Here is a 16,858-nt window from a genome sequence, read left to right as displayed (position 1 = left end):
GTCGTTCCTTTATTACGTAAATTGACTGACCAATGCCTTGGCGATGTCGCCGAGAGGCAAAATTTCGGTGGCGGCATCGAGCGCCGCAGCCGCCTTCGGCATGCCGTAGACGGAACTGCTTTGCCGGTCTTGCGCGATGGTGTGATACCCCGCATCGCGGATGGCCTTGAGACCGACGGCGCCATCGCGCCCCATGCCGGTCAGCAATACCCCCACAGCCTGGCCGCGCCACTGCCGGACCACGCTCTGGAAAAACACATCAATCGAAGGATGGTAGACATCCTCCGGCGACTCCGGCATGTAGCCGAGACTGTCGCGATTCCTGAACAACAGATGCTGGTTGGTGCCGGCCATGAGCACGGCGCCGCATTGCGGCCGGTCGCCCTCCTGCGCCACGCGCACCTTCAAGCCGGTCTGCTGCTGCAACCAGCCTGCCATGCCGCCGGCAAAGCCGGGGTCGATATGCTGGACGATCACCACGGCGGCCGGGAAATCCTTGGGCAATTCCCGCAAGATCGACGCCAGCGCACCCGGCCCGCCGGCCGAGGCGCCGATCGCCACCAGCTTGTCGGATACGCCTGCCGGCGCCGACAAGACCGGCGTCAGCGCCGACGGCTTGACGACGCCAGGCTCGCGCTTCGGCGTCGTTTTCAAGGCGGCCGGCTTGCGTTCCATGCGGCCGATGCGGGCGATCTTTTCCATCAGTACCGCCGAACCCTGGCGCCAGTCGCTGCCGGACAGGGCCGGCGTATCGACGGCATCCAGCGCGCCGTAACCGAGCGCCTGGTACACCTGATCGGCACAGGCGCCGATATCGGCCGTCACGATCAGGATAGGACAAGGCGTCTTCTGCATGATGCGGCGCGTTGCTTCGACGCCGTCGAGATGCGGCATGACGATGTCCATCAGGATGAGGTCCGGCAATTGCCAGGCGCACAATTCCACCGCCTGAGCGCCATCCTGCGCCACCCACAGCAACTGGTGCTCCGACCATTCGGCCAGCACCCGCCGCAAAATCTCGACCACCATGGGTACGTCGTTGACGATTGCAATCTTCACGTCAGGCGGCTCCGATCAAATCCACCACGGCCTGCAACAGGGTCTCGTCGTGGAAACTGCTCTTGGTGAAATAATGATCTGCGCCGGCTTCCAGGCCGCGCTGACGATCTTCTTCCCGGTCCTTGTAAGACACGATCATCACCGGCAAGGTGCGCAGATGCGCCGCCTGCCGGATCAGCGTCACCAGCTCGATGCCGTCCATGCGCGGCATGTCGATGTCGGTGATGACCAGATCGAATGCTTCGGTGCGCACAGCGTTCCAGCCGTCCATGCCGTCGACCGCTACGGTGACCTGGTAGCCGCGATTGACCAGCAGCTTGCGTTCCAGCTCACGCACGGTCAGCGAATCGTCGACCACCAGCACTTTCTTGCGGGCGGCGCCGGCGTCTTCGCTGGCGGCGTGCTGCACGTTCTCAAGCTGGCCGGAGACGCTGAGCTTCTCGACCGAGCGCAGCATGTCGGCCACATCCAGAATCAGCACCGGCGCACCGTCTTCCATCAGGGCGCCGGCCTGCACGTTGGGGATCTTGCCCAGGCGCGAATCCAGCGCCTGCACCACCAGCATGCGCTCGCCGAGGAAACGGTCGACCGCCAGGCCGTAGGTGTTTTCGTTGTCACCGATGACCACCACCATGACGGAGTCGCCCCTGGCGCGCAACTCGCCTTTTTGCAGGATCTGATGCGCGCTGACGAGGCCGATCTGGCGACCCTCGAAATGAAAGTGCTGATAGCCTTCGAGCACATCCAGCTGATCGCGTTGCAGCTCCAGCGTGCGATTGACGTAAGCCAGCGGAAAAGCATAGGGCTCGTTGTCGATGCTGACCAGCAGACTGCGGATCACCGACAAGGTCAGCGGCAGCTGCAGCTGGAAGCGCGTGCCCTGTCCTGCCGTGCTGGTGATGCGCACGGTGCCGCGCACTTGCTTGAGCATGTCGGCCACCACATCGAGACCGACGCCGCGGCCTGAAATATCGGTCACGGTGTCGCGCAGGCTGAAACCCGGCAGCAGCAGGAAATCGAGCAGCTCCGACTCGCTCAGGCGCGCCACGATCTCTGCGGTCGACAGCTTGCGGCTGACGATGATTTGCTTGAGACGATCGAAATCGATGCCGGCGCCGTCGTCGATCACGTTCACCTGCAGCATGCCGGCGCTATGGCGCGCTTCCAGCGTCACCTTGCCCTGCTCCGGCTTGCCGGCCAGCGCACGCTGCTGCGGCGATTCGATGCCGTGGTCTACCGCATTGCGCAGCAGATGGCCGATGGGCGCATCGAGTTTTTCCAGGATGTCGCGGTCGATCTGGGTGGCGTTGCCGACGATCTCCAGCCGCACCGATTTACCCAGCGTATGGCCGACGTCGCGCACCATGCGGGCGTAGTTGCCCGAGCCGACGCCGGTGCCGTCGGCAAACGGACGCATGCGGCAAGCCAGCGCTTCTTCATACAGGCGCTGCGACAGGTTGACGGAATGGCGGTCGAACATTTCCAGTTCGGCCAGCTGATCGCCGACCATGTGCTGGGACTGCACCATCAGCGTACGCACTTCCGCCAGCGCCACGTGCGCGGCTTCATCGCCGCCGGTCATTTTTTGCTGCAGCAGATCGAGCGCCTGGGCGGCTTCGCGCTGCATGCGCTTGAGGCGCAGCATCGACGCGGCAAACGACTTCAGGCGGCGCGACTCCACCAGCGACTCGCCGCTCAGGCTGAGCAGGCGGTCCAGATTGTCGGCGCTGACGCGTACCGAACGCACGCCGTTGGGCGAGGCGGCATCGCGCGACTCCCGCTGCTCGCGCCGGTCGACATACGCCGTCGATGCGGTTGCCGCGGCCTCGCTTGCCTGCTCCGGCTCCGGTTCCGCCGCTGATACGGGCGCCGGTACGGGTACGGCGGCGCTTGCTTCAATCATGGCGGGAGCTGCGGCAGGCTCAGGCCGGTCGTCGCCGCCATCCGCCATGGCGGTGCTCAGCGCCAGCATGAAGGTGTCGATTTCAACCTTGCCAGCATGCTCGCCCCAGGTTTCATCGTCGCCCGGCGCGTTGGCGATGCGCGTCAGCAAATCGACGCCCTTGAACAGCGCATCGATCTGTCGCCGCCGCAAACGCAATTTATCCTGCTGCGCCAGCACGAAGCAGTCTTCCATCACATGCGCCACATTGACGCCGGCGTTGAGACTGATGATGCGCGCCGCGCCCTTGAGCGAATGCGCTGCGCGCATGCATGCTTCCAATGGTTCGAGCAAGGCCTCGCGGTCGCTGTGGTCGCCGCTGCGCTCAAGCTCCAGCAAACCGGCGTTGAGCACCTGCACCTGGCTTTCCACTTCATGCCGGAATAATTCCAGCATGGTCATCTGCCGGATATCGGTCGAACTCATGTCAGGCTCCGATTCAAGGCATAGAACAACAGGCCGCAATCCAGCAGGCCGACTTTCTTGTCGCGCCAGTCGATCACGGCCTGGGTATAGGTGGCGCCCGTGTGCACGACGGTGGACGGCGGCGATTGCGCAGCGTCGGCGGCATAAGCATGCACACCCGAGACTTCATTGACGGGAAACGCCAGTATCTGCTCTTCATGCGCCACCACCAGCAAGCGCTGACCGGCATGGGCGCTGTCGACGCCGATACCCAGCATGCGTCCCAGCGACACGCAAATCTTGAGCGCGCCGCGAATATTCGTCAGTCCCAGCACCGCATGGTTGGCCTGATGCGGCAGCGAATGAACCGGCCGCGCTTCAATTACCTCGACAATAGCCGTGGTCGGCAAACCCAGCCATTCCTCGCCGATACGAAACACCAGCATCGATGCCGTGGCGTCGCCGCGGCCGCGCCTGAGCGTGTCCTTGCCCATGCCCTTGGCCGCCGGCGGCAATTGCGCATTGCCTGACAGCTGAACGCCTGCCGCCGACACGGGCCGATCCAGCAAAGCCGACGCGGCGGCGGCAAAGGTCGGGCAATTCAGGCAGCGAAAATAGTCCTGGAGCTTCGGGCAGCTGTTGTCGCCGCGCACGCCGATGCGATTCCAGCAGTCGTCGACGACCACGTCCAATGCCGGTGTCGTTTGCAAAACCTCAGACATGCGGCTGCTCCTCGTTACCCTGTTTCAGTTGGGCGCGCTCGGCGCGCTGCTGCAAACGCTGTGCGCCGGCGACATCGCCCTGCGCCGCCAGCAAACCGGACAGGTGCAGCAAGGCGTCGCGATGATCCGGCTGCAGGTAAATGGCCTTGCGATAGAGTTGCAAGGCGGTCGCCGTATCCTGGCGCGCGTCGTTGATCAAGCCTTGCAGGTAGTAAGCGCCGGCGTTCGGACCGGCGGCGCGCAGGTGCTGTGCGCACAAGGCTTCCGCTTCCGCCAGCTCGCCCCGGTCGGCGCAGGTGCGTGCACGGGTGAGCAAGTCGTCTTGCGCCGGCATGACAATTTTCTCAATGGCAGGCCTGGCGACCGGCAGTGGTGCGGCCGTCTTGCTACGTTCCCGAACCGGCGCCGACGTCGGCATCCAGGCGGGCGCGATCGGTTTCGCCAACGACGGCAGCGCAGGCATGACCTCTGCTTTTGGCACCGTCACCGCTTTGCGGCGAAAGCCGAAGGTCAGCGGAATGCCGATCGATTCGATATGCGGGCGCAACATGATGCCCGCTTCAGCGGGTCCGACAAAAATGCAACCGTCCTGCCCAAGCAGACGCTCCAGCACCTTGACGGCTTGCGCCTGCACGTCGCGATCGAAATAGATCAGTACGTTGCGGCAAAAAATGAAATCGTAGGGAGCTTCGTTCACCAGAAAATCGCCGGCCAGCATATTGCCGTGGCGAAAACCGACCTGGCGGCGTACTTCTTCCGACAAGGCCGATGCGGTGGTGTCGTACACAGAAAAATGCCGCTCGCGGTACTCCAGCTGCTTGCCGCGGAAAGAGTTGCGGCCGTAGATGCTGCGCTGCGCGATCGACAGCGAGCGTTTGCAAATGTCGATACCATCGACGCGGAACTGCCCCGCCGGCACACCGACATCCAGCAGCGCCATGGCGATGGAATACGGCTCCTCGCCGGTCGAGCACGGCAGACTCAGAATCCGTACGTTGGCAGTCGGCGAGCGCACGATTTTTTCACGCGCCAGGCGCGCCACGGCCAGGATTGCCTCGCGGTCGCGGAAGAACCATGTCTCCGGCACGACCACCAGTTCGATCAGCTCCTGCAATTCGCCCACGCCCGATTGCAAGGTATGCAGATAGCCGTAGATATCGTTCTGTGCAAGCTGGCTCATGCGCTCGCGCACCCCGCGCTCGATCAGCGAGCTGCCGACGGCGGCGACATCCAGCCCCATATGCTGCTTGAGCATGGCGGCGATCTGCTCAATCACCTGGGCGTTGGCGGCGCTGTTGCCGAGGCCGTGGTTGCCGTGATGAAGCTGCGCGCTCATGCCCTGCTCTCTTCCGGAAACAACAATGCCTGTACGGCGTCGTCCAGCATGTCGTCGACCTTGATCCATTGGATCAGTTCGCCCTGATGCCGCATGACCGGACCGAGATAACGCGCGTTCTCGTGCAGCAGACCCGATGCGGTGAAATCTTCGGCGTCGCAACGCAGGGTATCGGTGGCTTTTTCAACGATCAGGCCGAGCAACTGCGGCTCCTGCCCTGCCGGCGTGTAATGCGTCAGCACCAGACGCGTACTCAGGCGTTGCGCTGCGGGCTGGCCGAGCGCCAGCATGCTCATGTCCAGCACCGGCACATTGCGGCCGTCATGGCTGAAGATGCCGCGCACCCAGGCTGGCGCATCCGGCACTTGCTTGCACGGCGCAGGCGGCAACACGACCTCGACCTGGTTGCTGTCCAGGGCGTATCGATCATTGCCGATCTGAAAGATCAAGAAAAGCATGCTCAGGCTCGTGTTGTCCGTGTTGCAGTCATCGCCATCACTATCATCAGGCCGATACCTTGAAGCGGGATACGCCGTTGCGCAAACCGTTGGACACCAGGTTCAGTTCGTCGATAGCCTGGCTCGATTGCTGCAGCGATTCGACGGTCTGCTGGGCGGCTTCGCTCAGTTGCAGCAGCGCCTGGTTGATCTGTTCGGCGCTGTTGGCCTGCGCCTGCATGCCTTCATTGACCACCTGGAAGCGCGGCGCCAGCGCCTGCACCTGCGCAATGATCTGCGACAGCTGGGTGCCGACCTGCTGCACTTCGGACATGCCGCGGCGCACCTGATCGGAGAATTTATCCATGCCCATCACGCCGGCGGCGACCGCCGACTGAATTTCCTTGACCATCAGTTCGATGTCATAGGTGGCAACCGCAGTCTGGTCGGCGAGACGGCGGATTTCGGTGGCGACCACCGAGAAGCCGCGGCCGTATTCGCCGGCTTTTTCCGCTTCGATGGCGGCGTTGAGCGAGAGCAGATTGGTCTGGTCGGCGACCTTGGTGATGGTGGTGACGACCTGGTTGATGTTGCCTGCCTTCTCGTTGAGGATGGCCAGTTTGCCGCTGACCGAACCGGCCGCGTCCATGACGTCCTGCATGGTGTCTTCCATGCGCGTCAGGCCGCTCTGGCCGCTGCCTGCCAGCGTCGCCGCCTGCTCGGAGACCAGCGAGACTTCATTCATGGTGCGCACCAGGTCGCGCGAGGTGGCGAAGATTTCGCGCGAGGTCACGCCGATTTCAGTGGTCGTTGCCGCGGTCTCGGCCGCGGTGGCTTGCTGTTGCTTGGAAGTAGCGGCGATTTCGGTCACCGAGGTCGACACCTGGGCCGAAGACTTCTGCGCCTGCCCCACCAGCGCGGTCAATTCGTCCGTCATGCGGTTGAACCCCGCCGCCAGATGCGAGAACTCATCGCGGCGCTCAAAATACAGACGCTGCGAAAAATCGCCGGCGCGCATCACGTCGAGGATGCCCATCAGGCGCTCCATCGGGCCGGTGATCGCACGCAGCAGGAAATAGCCGCACACGATCGCCGCCGCTACCGCGGCAATCACGGAAATCAGCATGCTGGTCTTGGCCTGGGTGACGGCATCGGTAATACGTTGCGCGGAGTCGTCGGAAATGGTCTTGTTGATCTCGACCATCTTTTGCGTCAGGGCATAGCCGGTACGCCAGGCCGGACGCAACTGTTCGGCGATGACCTTGTTGACCGCAGGACTCGGGCTGGACAAATCCATCTTCAGGATGTCTTGCTGGATCTGGCGATAAGCCATGCGCGCCTGCTTGAACTGCTCGAACAACGCCCGGTCGCGCGCGTTGTAGACGGACTTGTCGTACTCTTCCTGCAGGTGATTCAGGCGCTCGCCGTTGGCGCGCAAGAGCGCGATGTCGGCCTGGCGCGCGGCGTCGCTTTCGTCAACCTGCGCGATCTGCTGGCCCAGCAGCAGGTTTTCATACCAGGCGGCGTTGATCATGGTGCTGTAGTACAGGCCGGGAGTGGAATCCTGGCGCAGGCTGGTGGCTTCGTCGTCGATCTTCGCCAGGCGGGTGGAAGCGACTGTCGCCATGATGACCATCAGGATCAGGATGACTGCAAAACTGCTGAGTAGTCGCTGTTTGATCGTCCAATTTTTCATGCTGAGCAGGCTTTCCTGAAGAAGAGATACGGCGCAACGGCATAGGCGGCATAAGCAACGTGGCGCGAAATTTATTTCGCAAAAATATCGATAAAACGCGAGATTCTTGCTCCACCGGCATTATGGCCGAATCGTTGACGCATTGCCATACGAGAACGCTGCGGATTCCCGCCCTGAGCCTGCTTTTTCGCCGAAAATGGGAAGCCCGGCGCGACGTCCGGCAGAAACCCCGGCTGCAGACGCAAAAACGCCGGCTGCAGACAGGATCTGCGCCGGCGTTGAAAGACTCGGTTTGCCTTTGTTTTAGGCCCTTTTCAGGCTCAATCAGGCACACCCCAAGCCTGGATCAGTTGAAGATGACCGTTTTGTGACCGTTCAGCAGGATACGGTGCTCGGTGAACCACTTCACCGCGCGCGCCAGCACGACCGACTCGATATCGCGGCCGATGGCGGTCAGCGTATCCGGACCCATCGAATGATCGACGCGTTCCACGCCCTGCTCGATGATCGGACCTTCGTCCAGGTCGCTGGTGACGAAGTGGGCGGTAGCGCCGATCAGCTTCACGCCGCGGTCATGGGCCTGATAGTAAGGCTTGGCGCCCTTGAAGCTGGGCAGGAAGGAATGGTGGATATTGATGGCGCGGCCCTTGAGCGCGCTGCACAGCGACGGCGACAAGATCTGCATGTAACGCGCCAGCACCACCAGATCGATCTGGTTGGTTTCGACGATTTCGAGGATGCGCGCTTCCTGCGCCAGCTTGGCGTCTTCCGATGCGCCGGCGGCCAGCGGCAGATGATGGAACGGAATGTTGTAGCTCGCCGCCAGTTGGTAGAAATCGGTGTGATTGGACACGATTGCCGGAATCTCCACCGGCAACAGGCCGCTCTTGTAGCGGAACAGCAGGTCGTTGAGACAATGGCCGATCTTGGACACCATCAACATGACGCGCGGTTTCTTGGCGGCGTCGTGCAGCTGCCAGTCCATGTTGAGCAGGCCGCCCAGCACGGCGAAATCGGCGCGCAGCGTTTCATCGGCGACGCCGGCGTCTTCCGAGGAAAAATGCACGCGCATGAAGAACAGTTTCGATTGCGCATCGCCGAACTGCGCCGAATCGATGATGTTGCAGCCGTGGTCGGCGAGGAAGCCCGACACGCGATGCACGATGCCGCGCTGGTCGAGACAGGAAATGGTGAGAATGTATTCCGGGTGGGCCATAGTCGATCTTAAAAACACCGTCGTCCGCCGCTCAGGGCATCTCAGTCGCATGCGGCATGTGCCAGGCATGTTTCCGGAATGCAGCAAAAGAGCATCGCAAAAGACGAAAATCGCTATTGTCGCACGCCCGGCGCATGCGCACAAAGCCCCGGCCCCGCCACTGGCGGACCCGATCAGCAAAAACAGTCGTAAAACCAGACCGCCGATGCACGCAAGAAGCCGCCCCGGTATCGGGATCGCGCCAGATCGCGCACGAATCCGCAGCAAGGCGCCGCGAAGACGTGTTTCGCGCACAGTGACCCGGCTCCGCAGTCAACTGCAAGAGCAACGGCAATAAAACCGTCCGGACGCCGCCCGGAAGGCTTCATTTTTCATGAAAAAACAAAAAACAGCCGCCGATGCTGCAAACGGCCTTCAGTGCGACGACAGATGAAGCGCCGGAATGGGCGCGTTGGCTGACGTATGGGAGGAATTACGCAGTTTTGGCCTGCAACAGTTCACGCTGTTCCGCTGCGCCGCCGACCTGCACGTCGCCGCTGAGCTGGCCGCCTTCTTCAATGACCAGTTTGCCGTAGCGGATCTTGCCCGACACTTTGCCGCTGGAGTAGATCACCAGTTTCTGGCGCACGGTCAGCTCGCCGTCGAAGTCGCCGCGGATTTCCGCCAGGTCGATTTCCGCCGAACCCTTGAAGGCGCCCTTTTCTGCGATCTGGATCACGCGCGAATCCATCGTCGCTTCGACGCGGCCTTCCACCACGAGCGTGTCGCAATCATTGATCTCGACGCCCTTCAGCTTGATGTTGGGACCGACGATCAGTTTGCTGCCCATTTCGTTGGATCCGGAGCTTGATGGCGGAGTAGTGGAAGAGGATGGAGTATTGGTCGTCTTGGTCACATTGGATACGCCCGGTTGCGTCAAATTGTTACTGGCGCTGAAAGGGGAATTTGGCGAATTGGCTTCTCGTTTGCCAAAGAGAGTTTCTGAGCGAAGCATGGTATCTCCTGAAGATAAATGTGCGGTGCAAGACGTGGCACTGATAAAACGAATCGGCGATGCGCTCATCCAATTTTTCAATCGCGATGAACATCTTCGCCGCGGAGGACGAGATCGCTGAAAAGCTGATGCCGACTGATGTTGAAGGACACGAGCTGTGCAACGATCTCAGCGTTTCGGCACATCAATAAATAGAAAGTTCACGAGAATTTTGTAACAGTGAAATGGGGGCGTAAATATTTTTCGCGCAGCTTCCCATCACGTTTTTTCGCGGCTGATTTTTCGTGCCGATTTAACCGCGCAGATATTTTCTGCCGACGCTAATTGCTGCCGATTTCAATCTCATGATCGCGACTTGTCGTCGTGATCGGACGAGGTCGCCGTCATCTCAGTCAATGAGTTCGCAGTCACCGCGACGAACCAAAACAATGCAAGCCCTGTTACATTTTTTTGACGACGCATCATCGTGAATAAACACGCACTTCAAACACCCTCTTCGGCTGAACATGTCGCCGCGCGCGCTTGACTTTTTGAAGGCGGCAAGAGATTCTTTGGCCCACTTCAGAAGGATCAATCCATTTCAAAAACAAACTGATGGGGAACACATGAGCGACACTTTCGAGCAACCCGGCCAGCCCGATTTCCCTGCCAGCCCCGATTTTTCAGCGCCGCCTGCGGTGGAAGCATTTTCTTTCAGCGGACGCGGCTCCGAATACTTCCGCATCTGGATCGTCAACCTGCTGCTGTCGGTGGTGACGCTGGGAATTTATTCCGCCTGGGCCAAGGTAAGACGGCTGCGTTATTTTTATGACAACACCACGGTCGCTGGCACCAGCTTTGAATACCACGGCAATCCGATGGCGATCCTCAAAGGCCGCGTCATCACCGTGGTGCTGCTGTTCGGCTATCAGTTCGCGTTCAAGCTCAACCCGCTGCTCGGCCTGCTGGTGCTGATCGCCTTCCTGGCGGCGATGCCCTGGCTGATCTGGCGCAGCTTGCAGTTCAAGCTCTACAACACCAGCTACCGCGGCATCCGTTTCGGCTTTCGCGGCAACGCTGCGGGCGCGTACAAGGTGTATCTGTGGCTGCCGCTGCTGACCTTCTTCACCTTGTATTTGCTGACGCCGTTCACGCATCAGCGCATCAAGCGTTTTCAGCACACCGAGTCGCGCTTCGGCGCCAGTCACTTTTCTTTCACCGGTTCCGTGGGCGCGTTTTACAAGACCTACCTGATCGGTTTCGGCATCTATCTCGCCGGCTTCATTGCCATTTTGCTCACGGTCGGCGCCAGCGCCTATCCGTTCATGAGCGATCAATCGTTCGGCGCGGGCCATGTCTTTTCATTCGTGCTGGTGATCCTGGCGCTGTATGCCTGGACTTTCCTGATGTATCCGCTGTTCCTGACGCTGATGCAAAACCTGATCTGGAATCACACCAGGCTCGGCGAGCACCGCTTTCACAGCGGGATGCGCTGGGGCCGCATGATGTTCATCGCCTTCACCAACATCATCGGCATCGTTTGCACCCTGGGCCTGTACACGCCGTTCGCCCAGATCCGCGCGCTGCGCTACCGGATCGAGTCGATGAGCCTGCATCCCGCCGGCAGCCTCGATGAGTTCATCGCTGATAACGAACCGTCGGGATCGGCCATGGGCGAAGGCATGACGGACTTGCTCGACTTCGATTTATCGCTATGACGACAGCAGTCGCCGCTTTTTATTTCGACGGTAAAACCTCGCGCCGCCATGTCGTCACGCTGGAGGTGATTGACGGCATGGCGCGGATTTACGGCAGTGGACAGAACGCCGGCGATACGGATACAGCGCCAGTTGAGCGCGTGTGCCCGATTGCTCAATTGCGAGTATCCGAAAGGCTCAGCCGCGCCGCGCGCAAGGTGACCTATCCCGATGGCGCCTATCTGGAAATCCAGGATCAGGCCGCCTTCGCCGCCCTGCTGGAAAGCACCAGCCATCGCGATTCGCTGGTGGTGCGCATGCAGCAGAACTGGCGCGCAACGCTGGCCGCCGCGGCCGCGCTGATCGCGGTGCTGGCCGTGAGCTATCTCTATCTGCTGCCGGCCGCCTCCGGTCTGATTGCGCACTCGCTGCCCGTCAGCGTCGAACAGCGCATCGGCGACGGCGCGCTGGATTTCCTCGATAAACATATCCTGGCGCCGACTGCGCTGCCGGCTGCACAACAAGCGGCCATCGCGGCACGCTTCACGATGCTGACGGCGCCGATGGCGCAAATGAATGAGCTGCCGCCGTATGAGATCGTGTTCCGCAAGAGCCGCATCGGCCCCAACGCCTTTGCCCTGCCCTCCGGCCAGATTGTGCTGACCGACGAGATCGTGACCTTGCTCAACGACGACGACGCCGTCATGGGCGTGCTGGCGCATGAACTCGGCCATCTGCAGGGACGCCATCTGATGCGCAGGCTGATCCAGAGTTCGGCCATCGGCGCAGCGGCGACGGTGCTGTTCGGCGACGTCTCGGCGGTGATCGCCAACATACCGACCGTCTTGCTCGACATGAAGTATTCGCGCGACGTTGAGCGCGAAGCCGACGACTATGCCATCGCCCTGTTCAAGGCCAATGGCATGAGCCGCCAGAAGCTGGCCTATGTCTTCGAAAAACTGGGCGAGAAGGAAGCCTCCGGCCACGGCGTGCCGCCTTACCTGTCCAGCCACCCGGCCAGCGCCGAACGTGTGCAGCGCATCCTGAACGCACCATGATCCGATCGAGCGGCGGCGCTTGTACGAGCAAGCGTCGCCGCCTTATCCGAACCTGCCTGAACCACCTGCGCCGACTCAGGCCGGCACCTGATCCAGGAAACCGGTCACGCTGCGCAGCCGTCCTTGCTCCAGCACCGCAAAGTCGGTTCCTTTGATCATCGCTTCTTCGCCGTCCAGACCCAACGCCCAGGAAAAGCGCAGGTGCGCGCCATGAAAATCCGGTTCGCCGATACGGCTGAAACGGAAAGCCGGAAAGCGCTCGTGCACCGCGGCCACCAATTGCGAAATGCCGGCGTGGCCGTCGCCTTGCATCAGGGGGTCGCGATAGCTGGCGTCGGCGGTCCAGATCTCGGCGATCAGGCCGGCGCGGCGTGCGGCGTCGGTTTCGTTCCAGACCGCGATATAAAGATCCACCAGCGTGTTCATTTGCTCGCCGGCGGCGGCCAGATCGGTATGAGATGTCGGATGTGTCATGCTGAACTCCATATAAAGAAGGTTGAAAGCGGGAAATGCGATCGCTGGCCGGCGCGTCCTGCAGTACGGCAAACGCAGCGTCAGGCACATCATTGCCCAAGCCCCGGCGCCGGACAATTACCTCGCAGGTAATGTGACGCCGCGCATCGATACGCTATGATCGGCACATGATCTCGACACCTACGCTCCCTGCATCCTCCCCCTCCGCACGGCCGGTCAGCGACATGTTGCGCGCGTGGCGCGTGCGTCGCCGCATGAGCCAGCTCGACCTCGCCTGCGAAGCGGAAATTTCGACACGCCATCTGAGCTTTCTCGAAACCGGCCGCTCACAGGCAAGCCGCGACATGCTGTTGCGCCTGGCGGAACGCCTCGACATTCCTCTGCGCGAACGCAATGCCTTGCTGATGGCCGGCGGCTTCGCGCCGCTGTTTCCCGAGCGTGCGCTGGACGATCCCGCGCTGCTGGCGGCGCGCAAAGCCATCGATCAGATCCTCACCGGGCACGAGCCGTTTCCCGCGCTGGCGGTCGACCGGCATTGGAACCTGGTCTCCGCCAATCGCATCGTTCCCTTGCTGCTGACCGGCGTGGCACCGATGCTGCTGCAGGCGCCCATCAATGTCATGCGGCTGACGCTGCATCCGCAAGGGCCGGCGCCGCGCATCGCCAACTTCGCCGAATGGCGGCAGCACATGCTGGATCGCCTGCGCCAGCAGATTGCCTTGAGCGCCGATCCCGTTCTGATCGATCTGAACAAGGAGTTGCTCGCCTATCCGGCGCCCGAGCATGACGCGTCCGCAGCCGAGCACACGCTCTCGCCCTACGCCGCCGTGGCCGTGCCGTTTCAGTTGCAGACGGAACACGGCCTGCTTTCGTTTTTCAGCACGACGACGATTTTCGGCACGCCGGTCGACATCACCTTGTCGGAGCTGGCGATGGAATGTTTCTTCCCCGCCGATGCGGAAACATCGGCCGCGCTGCAACGGCTGCTGCCGGAAGCCGGCAAATAATTTCCATGCGGCATTATTCGCATTGACTTGCAACGGATCGCTACCGTAGTTCTACGCATCATCGTTATTTTTTGAGAAGCTTCTTTACATTTCGCATACACGTGCTAAATTGACGCACATGGATACCGTCATTACCCGTACCGCCAAAAGCGAACTCACCCTTGCCGCCATCGTCGATACCGCCCTGGAAATGGCGCAAAACGAAGGCCTGGAAGCCTTGTCGCTGGGCGAAGTCGCCAAGCGCCTGAGCATCAGCAAGAGCGGCGTGTTCTCGCGTGTCGGTTCGCGCGAGGCCTTACAGCAGGCGGTGCTGGATGAATTCGACCGCCGTTTCGTCGAAGAAATTTTCAAGCCGGCCATGACCTTGCCGCGCGGGCTGCCGCGCCTGAGCGCAATGATCCGCAACTGGCTGCGGCGCACCAGCAATGAAGTCGGTTGCCTGTATATCGCCGGCGCCTTCGAGTACGACGACGTCGACAATCCGATGCGCGATCGCATCAAGCAAAACATCATGCAATGGCGCGGCATGCTGCACCGGACGGTGGAACAGGCGCTGGAAGAAGGCCAGCTGCGCCCGGACACCGATCCGGAGCAACTGGTGTTCGAGCTGTACTGCCTGATGGTCGGACTGATGCACGATGCCCGCTTCCTGCGCGATCCCAAAGCGCTGGAGCGCGTGCAGACAGCCTACGAGCGGCTGATTTCGACGTATCGCAGTTTCAATTACCACGGTTGATTTCTGTCCGGCGGCACGCCTGCCGGGTCGCCGGATCGTTTCCGTGAAGAAGTTCGTTTTGGCATTTTTTTACGCAAATTTCGCACTATCGTGCTAAACAGGGAGAAAATCATGTGGGTTACTATTGGCGTCATCACTCTGCCCATCGGGGCGTCGCTCTTGTTCCAGTTGCTGCAAACCATCCGCCTGGTGCCGAATCAGAATGAAGACTTCGTTTTTGTCTGACCAGGCGCGTGAATAAATGAAATGAGCAAATGAAATAAGCAACGAAGCAAGCAAGTGTAAAAAGCTGCGAACAGGCCGTCCTGCGGGAACAATATGTCCCCGCGCCACTCCATATCGTGATTCAATGCTCGCTGAGCTTTCGCTCGCGCCTGCTACCGATTCTTGCCTCCGACGCCTTTTCTTCTGCCCGCCGATGTCTACGCCCGAACCAACCCTGTCCGCTGAAATTTTCCCCGACCGTCAACTCTCCAATATCGCCTGCATGCTGGCGCTGCTGATTGCCGCCATCAGCTGGTTTGCCCTGAGCGCCCAGACCGATATCACCATCGACCGCGTGCTGGTGCGCGGCATGACCGTGATGGACGGCGTGGCGCGTTTGTCGAGCTATCTGACCAATCTGACTATCCTGCTTAGCGCCATAGGCTTTTCTGCGCTGGCCCTGCGCGGCGACAATCCGGTCAGCGTTTTTTTCCGCAAGCCGCAGGTCACAACGGCCGTCGTAGCCTACATTATTTTCGTCGGCATCGCCTACAACGTCCTGCTGCGCCAGTTGTGGCAGCCGACCGGCTTTCGCGCGCTGGTCAACGAAAGCCTGCATACGGTAACGCCGCTGCTGTCGATGGTGTACTGGATTTTTTTCGTGCCGCGCTTCCAGCCCAGCCTGAAGCGCAGCCTGCTGTGGCTGATCTATCCGCTGTCGTATCTGTTCATCACCTTGTGGCGCGGCGGCATGTCAGGCTTCTATCCCTACCCGTTCATCAACGTCAATGAACTCGGTTATCCGCACGTACTGCTCAATGCGACAGGATTGCTGGCCGCGTTCCTGCTGCTGATGGGCTTGCTGATCTTTATCAACGAATCGGGCAAAAGCCTGCTTGCACGGCGCTGAATGCTGTGTCGCCTGTCCGGCGGCAACTCCCTCGCACCCGCATTGCCGTATCGCAATTTTCGACGCACTGTGAAGACCCAGGCCGCGCCTTACTTTAGTTCTATCACCGCCGACGCTAGCCTTACCTGATGCGTGTCGTCCCAGCGGCCGACTGCCCGTTCTCGGCAGTATGTAAAAAAATGTTATGAAATTTGACGCAGGAGCCGTTTCTTTCTCAAGTTGTGACGTATGTGACCGATATAGGCTGTAGACAGACTGCACTATCCTAATTGGAGCATGACCATTTCTCTCACCTATATGCCTGATCCAGCTACAGGCAGACGCCGCAATCCAGCAACCCATGACGCCATCCTCGACGCCACGTGTGTCCTGCTGGACGAAATCGGGTTCGACAAGCTCTCGCTTGAGGGCGTGGCTGCGCGCGCGGGTGTAGGCAAGGCGACCATCTACCGCTGGTGGCCCAACAAGAGTTCGCTGGCGATGGAAGCATTGCTGCGTGAAGTCGGCCCCAACGTGGCTTTTCCGGAGACGGAATCGGCGCGTCACGACATCGAAAACCAGATCCGCAAGCTGGCCAAGCTGTACCGCGGCAAGACCGGTCGCGTGGTGTGCGAAATGATCGGCCTGTCGCAATTCGACGAAGAAACCATGCGTCTCTTCAACGACAACTTCCTCGATCCGCGTCGCGGCGCAGCCAAACAGGTATTGCTGCGCGGCATCAAGAACGGTGAATTCAAGGAAGACCTCGACTTCGACGTCATCTTCGACCTGCTCTACGGTCCTATCATCCAACGTATGCTGATGCGCCATGCAGGTATCGACGAGCGTCATATCGATTTGCACATCGCCCTGGTGCTCGACGGCATCACCCCGCAACACCAAAAAACGAATTAATTTAACAACATTCTCGCAAGTTTTGTTGCGTCGTAGGAATTTTGCACCTAGAATTCAAGACGAAACGTATCGTCTTGTTTTTCCTATTACAT

General features: G+C 60.6%; 16 protein-coding genes. 7 read left to right on the top strand and 9 right to left on the bottom strand.

Annotated elements, in window-relative coordinates:
- Positions 1-12: 12 nt before the first annotated feature.
- The 8 genes from cheB to AKL25_RS06910 all read right to left on the bottom strand — a co-directional run bounded on the left by cheB (position 13) and on the right by AKL25_RS06910 (position 9,807).
- Positions 13-1,059, bottom strand: a complete 1,047-nt coding sequence (gene cheB, locus AKL25_RS06945; protein WP_050476899.1) for a chemotaxis response regulator protein-glutamate methylesterase — start codon at positions 1,057-1,059, stop codon at positions 13-15.
- Position 1,060: 1 nt separating this feature from the next.
- Positions 1,061-3,427 carry a hybrid sensor histidine kinase/response regulator gene (locus tag AKL25_RS06940; protein ID WP_050476898.1) on the bottom strand — a complete coding sequence of 789 codons (2,367 nt, stop codon included), beginning with the start codon at positions 3,425-3,427 and terminating at the stop codon, positions 1,061-1,063.
- Entirely contained in the window at positions 3,424-4,128 is a 705-nt protein-coding gene (locus AKL25_RS06935) for a chemotaxis protein CheW (protein ID WP_050476897.1), read from the bottom strand. Before AKL25_RS06935 ends, AKL25_RS06940 begins: the two co-directional genes overlap by 4 nt.
- Positions 4,121-5,464 (bottom strand): CheR family methyltransferase, encoded by a 1,344-nt coding sequence (locus tag AKL25_RS06930; protein ID WP_050476896.1) that lies wholly within the window; start codon positions 5,462-5,464, stop codon positions 4,121-4,123. Before AKL25_RS06930 ends, AKL25_RS06935 begins: the two co-directional genes overlap by 8 nt.
- On the bottom strand, positions 5,461-5,922 hold the full coding sequence (locus AKL25_RS06925; RefSeq protein WP_050476895.1) for a chemotaxis protein CheW: 462 nt from the start codon (positions 5,920-5,922) through the stop codon (positions 5,461-5,463). Before AKL25_RS06925 ends, AKL25_RS06930 begins: the two co-directional genes overlap by 4 nt.
- 46 nt (positions 5,923-5,968) lie before the next feature.
- Positions 5,969-7,597 (bottom strand): methyl-accepting chemotaxis protein, encoded by a 1,629-nt coding sequence (locus AKL25_RS06920; protein ID WP_050476894.1) that lies wholly within the window; start codon positions 7,595-7,597, stop codon positions 5,969-5,971.
- Positions 7,598-7,943: 346 nt separating this feature from the next.
- Entirely contained in the window at positions 7,944-8,813 is an 870-nt protein-coding gene (gene purU / locus AKL25_RS06915) for a formyltetrahydrofolate deformylase (protein WP_050476893.1), read from the bottom strand.
- Positions 8,814-9,285: 472 nt separating this feature from the next.
- Positions 9,286-9,807 (bottom strand): bactofilin family protein, encoded by a 522-nt coding sequence (locus AKL25_RS06910; RefSeq protein ID WP_050476892.1) that lies wholly within the window; start codon positions 9,805-9,807, stop codon positions 9,286-9,288.
- A 59-nt stretch (positions 9,808-9,866) separates the two neighbouring features.
- Here AKL25_RS06910 and AKL25_RS24740 point away from each other — a divergent pair, with 59 nt between their 5' ends.
- The 3 genes from AKL25_RS24740 to AKL25_RS06900 all read left to right on the top strand — a co-directional run bounded on the left by AKL25_RS24740 (position 9,867) and on the right by AKL25_RS06900 (position 12,541).
- On the top strand, positions 9,867-9,998 hold the full coding sequence (locus AKL25_RS24740) for a hypothetical protein (RefSeq protein ID WP_276203005.1): 132 nt from the start codon (positions 9,867-9,869) through the stop codon (positions 9,996-9,998).
- Positions 9,999-10,412: 414 nt separating this feature from the next.
- Positions 10,413-11,504 (top strand): YjgN family protein, encoded by a 1,092-nt coding sequence (locus AKL25_RS06905; RefSeq protein WP_050476891.1) that lies wholly within the window; start codon positions 10,413-10,415, stop codon positions 11,502-11,504.
- Positions 11,501-12,541 (top strand): M48 family metallopeptidase, encoded by a 1,041-nt coding sequence (locus AKL25_RS06900; protein ID WP_050476890.1) that lies wholly within the window; start codon positions 11,501-11,503, stop codon positions 12,539-12,541. The genes AKL25_RS06905 and AKL25_RS06900 overlap by 4 nt, the downstream gene beginning before the upstream one ends.
- 75 nt (positions 12,542-12,616) lie before the next feature.
- Here the strand turns inward: AKL25_RS06900 and AKL25_RS06895 are convergent, their stop codons facing one another.
- Complete coding sequence (locus AKL25_RS06895; RefSeq protein WP_240475666.1) at positions 12,617-13,015, bottom strand: nuclear transport factor 2 family protein; 399 nt, start codon at positions 13,013-13,015, stop codon at positions 12,617-12,619.
- A 167-nt stretch (positions 13,016-13,182) separates the two neighbouring features.
- Between AKL25_RS06895 and AKL25_RS06890 the strand changes: the two genes are divergently transcribed.
- From AKL25_RS06890 to AKL25_RS06875, 4 genes are all read left to right on the top strand, one after another.
- On the top strand, positions 13,183-14,022 hold the full coding sequence (locus AKL25_RS06890; RefSeq protein ID WP_050476889.1) for a helix-turn-helix domain-containing protein: 840 nt from the start codon (positions 13,183-13,185) through the stop codon (positions 14,020-14,022).
- Between the two features lie 118 nt (positions 14,023-14,140).
- Positions 14,141-14,758, top strand: a complete 618-nt coding sequence (locus AKL25_RS06885; protein ID WP_050476987.1) for a TetR/AcrR family transcriptional regulator — start codon at positions 14,141-14,143, stop codon at positions 14,756-14,758.
- A gap of 418 nt (positions 14,759-15,176) precedes the next feature.
- Positions 15,177-15,872, top strand: coding sequence for a Pr6Pr family membrane protein (locus AKL25_RS06880; protein ID WP_050476888.1), 696 nt, complete (start codon positions 15,177-15,179; stop codon positions 15,870-15,872).
- A 276-nt stretch (positions 15,873-16,148) separates the two neighbouring features.
- Entirely contained in the window at positions 16,149-16,766 is a 618-nt protein-coding gene (locus AKL25_RS06875; RefSeq protein WP_050476887.1) for a TetR/AcrR family transcriptional regulator, read from the top strand.
- The last annotated feature ends 92 nt before the right edge of the window (positions 16,767-16,858 follow it).

The organism is Herbaspirillum rhizosphaerae (assembly GCF_001189965.1).
GTDB classification, from domain to species: Bacteria; Pseudomonadota; Gammaproteobacteria; order Burkholderiales; family Burkholderiaceae_D; genus Herbaspirillum; species Herbaspirillum rhizosphaerae.
The sequence above is the reverse complement of the archived record's forward strand: the minus strand, read 5'-3'. Positions and strand labels throughout refer to the sequence as shown.